This window comes from Burkholderiales bacterium, from assembly GCA_013695435.1.
In the GTDB taxonomy this organism is placed as follows: domain Bacteria; phylum Pseudomonadota; class Gammaproteobacteria; order Burkholderiales; family JACMKV01; genus JACMKV01.
Genome location: JACDAM010000195.1, coordinates 1 through 7,808 on the forward strand (window position 1 = coordinate 1; position 7,808 = coordinate 7,808).

Here is a 7,808-nt window from a genome sequence, read left to right on the forward strand (position 1 = left end):
TTTTGTGGCGCGCGACGCAGAGCACGAGGTGGTGCAGAATCTTCACCGCCGGAGCTGCGCGCTCGGGCTTGACGCGTGCAACGTGCATCGTGATATCGCCCGCCGCATCCAGCCTCGGGAATACGTCGTCGCCGACAAAAAGCTCGCCGGTTTCGTCGACCCAGTTTTCGCTGAAAGCGGACTGCACGGCATGGACGATCGGCCCGCGCAGCCGCACGCTGATGTCGCGGAAGTGTTCCTTATCCTGCGCTTGGCCGAGCCAGGTATCGACGATGCAGTGCCCCCCCGCGAGCGCGACACGACCGTCCAACACAGCGAGCTTGCGGTGGTCGCGCCGGTTGAGAACGCCGATGTTCCGTAAACGCGGAGCGTGATAGCGCGCGACCTTGCACCCGGCTTCCTCAAGCTTATGGCAAGCTGCCTCGCCCATTTTCTTGCAACCACTGGCATCGAGGAGCACGCGCACCTTGACGCCGGCGCGAGCGCGCTCCGCCAGTGTTTCGGCGAGCCGGTCGCCCAGTTTTCCTTCCTGCCAAAGGTAGGTCTCGAAGTGGACCGAGCGACGGGCGCTGGCGATCTCCTCGAATAGCGCGTCGAAGTAGGCGCCATTCTCGAAAATCTCGACTGTGTTGCCCTCTACGCGAGTGCTATGCGTAAGCCCGCTGAGCGACGGAATCAGTTCGTCGAGCGGCTGACCGCACTCGACATCGAGCTTCGGGTCGCGGTGGCGCTTGACCGACCAGATCACCAGCGCGAGCATGATAACAACCACCAGCAGCGCCAGCGCCAGGCTTGCGGGCAGCGTGATCTTCGCCGACAGCAGCGAATCAAGCACGGGCGATTCTCAGCACCTTACCGTCACGTCGAGGTAAGCCCCCACCGGAATACCCAAAGGGTTGTTGAAAAAAGCCGTGACGTGTCATTGCGAGGAGCTTTTTTTGCGACGAGGCAATCTCTAGCTCTCGATACTACTAAAGGCGAGATTGCTTCCCCCGGATCAAGTCCGGGGCTAAAGGTTGCTCGCAATGACGGTTTTTGAGCTTTTTCAACAAACCCCTAAGACACTAGCCCAGCTTGCCCTTCGCCGCCAAGACCAAATCTTCACAACATCCCGAAACGTAGAAGCGCAAATCATCAAAGCTGCGTCCTTCGCAAACGATTTCAGCAACGCGGCCGTGCTCGTCGCAGCGGACGGAGCACACGAGCTTTTCGATCGAAAGCCTGGCCCACATCAAAGCATCCTGCTCGAGCTCCGCGATGATGTCCTCATGCAGCGTTTCCCGGTTTACGGCGTTTGGCATTGCACAACCTCCTGAAAAAAGCGCTCAAAAACAGGATCGAGCAAAGCGCTATAGGTAGTATAGCGCTTATTCCATTGCTACTAGATAATGTGTAATTTGTTGTTTACATCGCCAGCGCGCCAGCGTACAGTGAAGGGCAAGAACTCTCCCCGGCGCGGGCATGGCGGATGACGCAAACTTATAGCTTCTCACCCTCGTTCAGCGCTCCCTGGCACCTTCCCCGCCTGCGATGCAGTGTATTCTCTGCACCTCGCTCCACACCTCGCCCTGCGCCGCTTTTGCTTCCTCCGCGTCCGCTTCCTCCGCGCCGTTCAGTTGTTCGATGAATAGCCCAACGTCTCAGGTTACTTTAACTGCTGCGTCTGCCAAGGCTGCTGAAAAATCCGCGATCGGCAAGGCCTACGAAATCAAGGGTTCGATGTTCGGCCTTTTGGCGCTGCGTCTGAAGTGCACGGACGTCGAGGCGATTGGCGCTCAGCTCGGCAAGCAACTGGAGACCTTGCGCGATTTCCTGGGCGACCCGCTGGTGCTCGATCTTAAAAACGTTCCAGGGAACGATGGCGCGCCCGATTTCCCGACGATACTGGCGATGATGCGCGAACTCGGCCTCACCGTGATCGGCGTTTGCAACGGCAACGAAGCGCAGCACCAGGCAGCACGGGAGGCTGGGCTGCCGGCGCTGAAAAGCGGGGGCGCATCAAGCCGGCCGACGCGCGCCTTGAAGTCGGTTTCAGAGGCGAATCTCCAGAAAGATACGGATGCCGCAGCGGAGGCGGCGTCGGAGGAAACTGCCCAGGAACCTTCCGAAACGCGCGCCGGACCGCAGCCCGCCACGGAGCTTTCGGAAGAAACGCCGGCGCCGCCCGCCTCTACCCCAGCCACGGTCCAGATTGTTCATACGCCGGTTCGCACCGGTCAGCGCGTGTTCGCAGCGCACGGCGATCTCACGCTGCTGGCCGGCGTCAACGCCGGCGCCGAAGTGATGGCGGCGGGCAGCATTCATGTCTACGGCCCGCTGCGTGGACGCGCGCTCGCCGGGCTCAAAGGCGATACCGAGGCGCGCATTTTTACGCTGTCGATGGAAGCTGAACTTGTCTCCATCGCCGGCTGCTTCCGGGTATTCGAAAGCGCGCTGGGCCCCGACATCCAGGGCAGACCGGCGCAGATCTATCTCGACGGCGAGCGCATCGTGATTGCCCCGCTCGATTAAGCGCAATCCGCGACTCTTTTTTAACGCGATAAACAGGGAAGCACAGCAGTGGCGAAAATCGTCGTAATCACTTCAGGCAAAGGCGGCGTTGGCAAGACCACGACCAGCGCCAGTTTCGCGAGCGGCCTGGCGCTGCGCGGGCACAAGACGGCAGTCCTCGATTTCGATGTCGGCCTGCGCAACCTCGATCTGATCATGGGCTGCGAACGCCGCGTCGTTTATGACTTCGTCAACGTCATCAACAAGGAAGCGACGCTGACGCAGGCGCTGATCAAGGACAAGCACACGGAAAATCTGTACGTGTTGCCGGCCTCGCAAACGCGCGACAAGGACGCGCTGACGACCGAGGGCGTCGAGCGCGTACTGAACGAGCTCCGGGAAAGCTTCGATTATGTGATCTGCGATTCGCCGGCCGGCATCGAAAAAGGCGCGATGATGGCGCTCTATTTCGCCGACGAGGCGATCGTGGTGACCAATCCGGAAGTCTCGTCGGTGCGCGATTCCGACCGCATCCTCGGCATCCTGCAGGCGAAATCGAAGCGCGCCGAAGACGGCGCCGAACCGGTCAAGGAACACTTGCTGATTACGCGCTACTCGCCGAAACGCGTGGCGCTCGGTGAAATGCTGTCGGTCGAGGATGTGCAGGAAATCCTGCGCGTGCCGCTGATCGGCGTCATCCCCGAATCGGAACAGGTGCTGCAGGCGTCCAATTCCGGCAGTCCGGTAGTCCACGCCAACGGCTGCGACGTCGCCGAAGCCTACAAGGATGTCGTCGCCCGCTTCCTCGGCGAAGAGCATCAAATCCGTTTCACGGAAGTCGAAAAACGCGGCTTCTTCCAACGTCTGTTCAGAAACTGACTATGTCGCTGATCAATTCATTTATCGACTACCTGCGCGGCTCAAAGCCGAAGTCGGCGACGGTCGCGAAAGAGCGCCTGCAACTGATTCTGGCGCACGGCGGCGGCCGCCGCGGCATTCCGGAATACCTGCCCGCCCTGCGCCACGATCTGATCGCGGTGATCGCCAAGTATGTGCCTATCGACCCTGAACAGATCAAGATGGACTTCAATCGCCAGGGGGATTACGACTTGCTCGAACTGAACATCGTCCTGCCCGAAGGCTCGCGGCGCGTGCAGCGTCCGGCTGGTTAGCTGTGGATTGTCAACACGTTGTTCCCTGGTAGCCGAGAATCCGGCGGGACACCGCCGATGTCTTGATGCGACCGCCCAGCGGCCGAAGTCAGCGGCACGGCAGGCTCTTGCCGTGCAGGAAGCGGCCCCCGGACGCGAGACGCGTTTGCTGTGTCGCGGCGCGCACGATCGGTGCGCCGCTGGTGGCCTATCCGATCCTTCAGCGTTTCGACAAGCTGCCGCGGCCGGACGCGGCGTCGATCGCCGCGCACTATGGCTCGGTGTCGGTCGTGACCTTCGCGGTGGGCGCGTCGTACCTAGCCCGTCAGGGCGTTGCATACGAAGGTTTCATGTCGGTATTCCTGGTCTTCCTGGAGTTTCCGGCACTCATCATCGGCGTGCTGCTCGCCAAGGGCATCAACCGCGACACCCGCTGGTGAATGCTGGCCCATGAGGTGCTGGCCGGCAAGGCGATCGTGCTGCTGGTCGGTGCGCTTGTGATCGGCTGGGTATGGGGCACCGAGGCGAACCAGTCGCTGAACAAGTTCTACGGCGACATGTTCAAGGGCCTGCTGTCGCTGTTCCTGCTCGGCATGGGCATCCTGACCGCGTCACGATTCGACGACTTGCGCCGAGCCGGTCCGTTTCTGATCGGCTTCGGCATCGTGCTGCCGATCGTCTCGGCCGCCGGCGGCGTGCTGACCGGCTGGTGGCTGGAACTGTCCTTGGGCGGCACGACCCTGCTGGCGGAGCTCTACGCCAGTGCGTCCTACATCGCCGCCCCCGCGGCGATGCGCATCGCGATTCCGGAGGCCAATCCCGCGTTGTCCATCGGCGCGTCGCTGGGCGTGACTTTTCCGTTCAACGTGCTGGTCGGCGTGCCCCTGTATCACCAGATGGCTCTGCTGATGTACCGCGGTGGCGTTCAAGTGGGGTAAGACCGTGACCATCAATCTCAACCGAACCAAGCTGGTCGTGCTCGTCTGCGAAGAGGCGCTGGAAGCCATCATCGTTCCCGAGCTGCTCGCGGCCGGAGCCAACGGCTACACGGTGTCTGAGGCGCGCGGCCGGGGCAGCCGAGGCGTGCAGGACGCCCGCTGGCTGCTGTCGTCCAATGTGCGAATCGAGATCCTGTGCAACGAGGGGGTAGCGCGGCGCATCGTCGAGATCATCGTCACCAAGTGCTCCGACAACTTCGCCCTCGTGGTCTACACGCTGGATGTGGAAACCATCCGATGCGACAAATTCTGAGCCGGGATCGGCTGCGGGCCGTCCGACTTGCGGTTCGGTTGCCATCTGAGCCTGGGTCGTATCGCCACGTCCGCCCCAGGCAGCAGGAACGGTGCGTTGTCGAACCTATGAAATGCCCACCTGCCCTGACACTACCTTGGCTATCACCGATCGACAAGGAATAGAGATCGACTACTGCCCGCAATGCCGGGACGTGTGGCTCGATCGCGGTAAACTCGACAAGCTGATGGAGCGCGCCGCCGCGCAGGCACCAAGCGCCATCGCCGCAGTGTCGCGTCCCGACTTTGCGGATTCGAATCACCATGGCGCTCAACGACACCCCGCCGGACGCAAGAAGTCTTGGACATCTTCGATTGACGGCTCCGCGACCCGTGCCCCGGGGCACCCTGTGCCAGATAACCGCTGTGGCTTTCACACCGAGCCATGCCATGGCAAAAGCAGGGGTGCCGAGCCAGACACCAACGTCCAGGGCCAAGATGCCACCGATGTACATTGAGAACTCGAGGCCGGCCGAGAATCTGTCAACGAGATGGCGACGATCATCACGAAGGCATGGCCAGGCTGCAAGAACTGCCGCGTGCCGTCCCTGACCGGTCCACCGTGGCGCGCTTCGGGGGCGGTGGCCATCACATTGAACGCTGCCGGATCACGAAGCGCGTTTGCACGCTGCGTCGGCACCCGCGCCTTGGCAACGGGCGTCCGCGGACAACGCCTCGATGCTGAAAGCCGCTGTTTGCCGACAGCTCGCCGCGGCAAAGCCGAAGGCTTATCGGTTCGGCGTTACGTGAATGGGCTTACGGTTTTTTCTATCATCATTCAACCCAGAGACCGCCATGCTCGATTGCTGGACGCACTACTACAACCGGCACCGGCCGCATCAAGGCATAGACGGTGTGCCGCCGGCTTCTCGGCTACCAGGGAACAACGTGTTGCAACATCACAGTTAGCCTTTCGATTTGCTTGTCATTCCGCGCAAGCGGGAACCCAGTGCTGTCCAACTATTCTCTGCGCGCGTAAGCCTTGGCCTTCTCCTTCCCCAGCAAGTGGGGAAGATGCAAACCGAAGTAAAATCAGACTTTTCTCAAGAGACAAGCATGACTGTTGCCCGCGAAGCGGCGCGCCGCCGCACGTTCGCCATCATTTCGCACCCGGACGCCGGCAAGACCACGCTGACGGAAAAGCTGCTGCTGTTCGCCGGCGCGATTCAGATCGCCGGCAGCGTCAAGGCGCGCAAAGCTTCGCGCCATGCGACGTCCGACTGGATGGAAATCGAAAAGCAGCGCGGCATTTCGGTCGCCAGTTCGGTCATGCAAATGGAATATCGCGATTGCGTGATCAATCTGCTCGACACGCCGGGCCACCAGGATTTTTCGGAGGATACCTACCGCGTCCTCACTGCTGTCGATGCGGCGCTGATGGTCATCGATGCCGGCAACGGCGTCGAAGCGCAAACCCTGCGCCTGCTGCAGGTTTGCCGCGCGCGCAATACGCCGATTCTGACTTTCGTCAACAAGATGGATCGTGAGGTGCGTGAGCCGATCGATCTGATCGACGAGATCGAGCGCGTGCTGGGCATGGCGGCGGTGCCGTTCACCTGGCCGGTCGGCATGGGCAAAAGTTTTCGCGGCGTGTTCGATCTGGAGCGCGATCGCATGCGAATTTTCCGCGCCGGCAGCGACCGCGTCGCCGAGGACGAAATCCTCGAAGGCATCGATAATCCGGCATGCCGCATCCGCTTCGGCGAGGAATTCGTCCACGCCCAACAGGACATCGCGCTGGTGCAGGGCGCGTCGCACCAGTTCGATCACGCGGCGTTTCTCGCCGGCAGGCAGACGCCGGTGCTGTTCGGCTCGGCGATCAACAACTTCGGCGTCCGCGAAGTGCTCGACGCGCTGGTCGATCTGGCGCCGCCGCCGGGTCCGCGCGCGGCGCTGCAGCGCGTCGTGCAGCCTGCCGAACCAAAGTTTTCCGGGGTCGTGTTCAAGATCCAGGCCAATATGGACCCGGCGCATCGCGACCGCCTCGCCTTTGTGCGCGTGTGCTCGGGGCGTTTCGAACGCGGCATGCGCCTCAAGATTTGCCGTAGCGGCAAGGAGATTCGTCCGGGTAGCGTGGTGTCCTTCCTGTCGCAGCGGCGCGAATTGCTCGAGCAAGCCCATCCGGGCGACATCATCGGCATTCCCAATCACGGCACCCTGCAGCTCGGAGATACGCTGACCGAAGGCGAGGCTTTGCAGTTCACCGGCCTGCCGTTCTTTGCGCCCGAGCTGTTTCAGAGTGTGGAGATCGCCGACCCGATGCGCAGCAAGCAATTGCGCACCGGCCTGGCGCAGCTCGGCGAGGAAGGCGCGATTCAGGTGTTCCGGCCGCACGGCGGCGGCACGCTGCTGCTCGGCGCGATCGGCACCTTGCAGTTCGAGGTCGTCGCGCACCGGCTCAAGCACGAATACGGCGTCGATGCGCGTCTGGCGCCGGCCAAATACACGATGGCGCGCTGGGTCACATCCGAGGAGCCGAATGATCTGAAGCGCTTTATCGAAGCCAATGCGCACCGCGTCGCCTACGATGTTGTCGATGCGCCGACTTTTCTGGCATCGTTCAACGCGGAGCTGAACGTCGCGCAGGAGCATTGGAAGACGATACGCTTTCACGGACTGCGCGAGCACGCCGGTTTGGTCTTCCAGTCGCGCATGAACGAATAAACCGGATAATGCCGCCATTTCGCAGTCGCGTTTGAGAAACGAATGGCTTGAACCGCTGCGAGCCGCACTTTGGATTCGTATGAGCCGCCCGTACAATCCAGCCCATGAACGCCGAAATTGCAGCGCCCTACTCCGCCCTGACTCCTGACTGCGTGCTGAATGCCCTCGATAGCGTCGGCTTTCGCAGCGACGGACGCCTGCTTGCGCTCAACAG

The 7,808-nt window shown here is 61.8% G+C and carries 11 protein-coding genes; 9 read left to right on the plus strand and 2 right to left on the minus strand.

The annotated features are described in order from the left end of the window. Both H0V78_09910 and H0V78_09915 read right to left on the minus strand, forming a co-directional pair. On the minus strand, positions 1–835 hold an 835-nt coding region (locus H0V78_09910; protein MBA2352073.1), incomplete at its 3' end, for a hypothetical protein. 229 nt (positions 836–1,064) lie between these two features. Then, positions 1,065–1,301 (minus strand): hypothetical protein, encoded by a 237-nt coding sequence (locus H0V78_09915; protein MBA2352074.1) that lies wholly within the window; start codon positions 1,299–1,301, stop codon positions 1,065–1,067. A gap of 322 nt (positions 1,302–1,623) precedes the next feature. On the opposite strand from H0V78_09915, the gene minC reads away from it, so the two are divergent. From minC to H0V78_09960, 9 genes are all read left to right on the plus strand, one after another. Continuing rightward, positions 1,624–2,511, plus strand: coding sequence for a septum site-determining protein MinC (gene minC / locus H0V78_09920; protein ID MBA2352075.1), 888 nt, complete (start codon positions 1,624–1,626; stop codon positions 2,509–2,511). Between the two features lie 48 nt (positions 2,512–2,559). Continuing rightward, positions 2,560–3,369, plus strand: coding sequence for a septum site-determining protein MinD (gene minD / locus H0V78_09925; GenBank protein ID MBA2352076.1), 810 nt, complete (start codon positions 2,560–2,562; stop codon positions 3,367–3,369). Between the two features lie 2 nt (positions 3,370–3,371). Beyond that, positions 3,372–3,662, plus strand: coding sequence for a cell division topological specificity factor MinE (gene minE, locus H0V78_09930; GenBank protein ID MBA2352077.1), 291 nt, complete (start codon positions 3,372–3,374; stop codon positions 3,660–3,662). 182 nt (positions 3,663–3,844) lie between these two features. Next, positions 3,845–4,081 carry a sodium-dependent bicarbonate transport family permease gene (locus tag H0V78_09935; GenBank protein MBA2352078.1) on the plus strand — a complete coding sequence of 79 codons (237 nt, stop codon included), beginning with the start codon at positions 3,845–3,847 and terminating at the stop codon, positions 4,079–4,081. Further along, complete coding sequence (locus H0V78_09940) at positions 4,082–4,579, plus strand: sodium-dependent bicarbonate transport family permease (GenBank protein ID MBA2352079.1); 498 nt, start codon at positions 4,082–4,084, stop codon at positions 4,577–4,579. A 4-nt stretch (positions 4,580–4,583) separates the two neighbouring features. Then, positions 4,584–4,892: a transcriptional regulator gene (locus tag H0V78_09945; protein ID MBA2352080.1), complete on the plus strand. Its 309-nt coding sequence runs from the start codon at positions 4,584–4,586 to the stop codon at positions 4,890–4,892. 112 nt (positions 4,893–5,004) lie between these two features. Further along, positions 5,005–5,388, plus strand: coding sequence for a zf-TFIIB domain-containing protein (locus H0V78_09950; GenBank protein ID MBA2352081.1), 384 nt, complete (start codon positions 5,005–5,007; stop codon positions 5,386–5,388). 337 nt (positions 5,389–5,725) lie between these two features. After that, positions 5,726–5,839 carry a transposase gene (locus tag H0V78_09955; protein ID MBA2352082.1) on the plus strand — a complete coding sequence of 38 codons (114 nt, stop codon included), beginning with the start codon at positions 5,726–5,728 and terminating at the stop codon, positions 5,837–5,839. A 147-nt stretch (positions 5,840–5,986) separates the two neighbouring features. Next, positions 5,987–7,594 carry a peptide chain release factor 3 gene (locus tag H0V78_09960; GenBank protein MBA2352083.1) on the plus strand — a complete coding sequence of 536 codons (1,608 nt, stop codon included), beginning with the start codon at positions 5,987–5,989 and terminating at the stop codon, positions 7,592–7,594. The last annotated feature ends 214 nt before the right edge of the window (positions 7,595–7,808 follow it).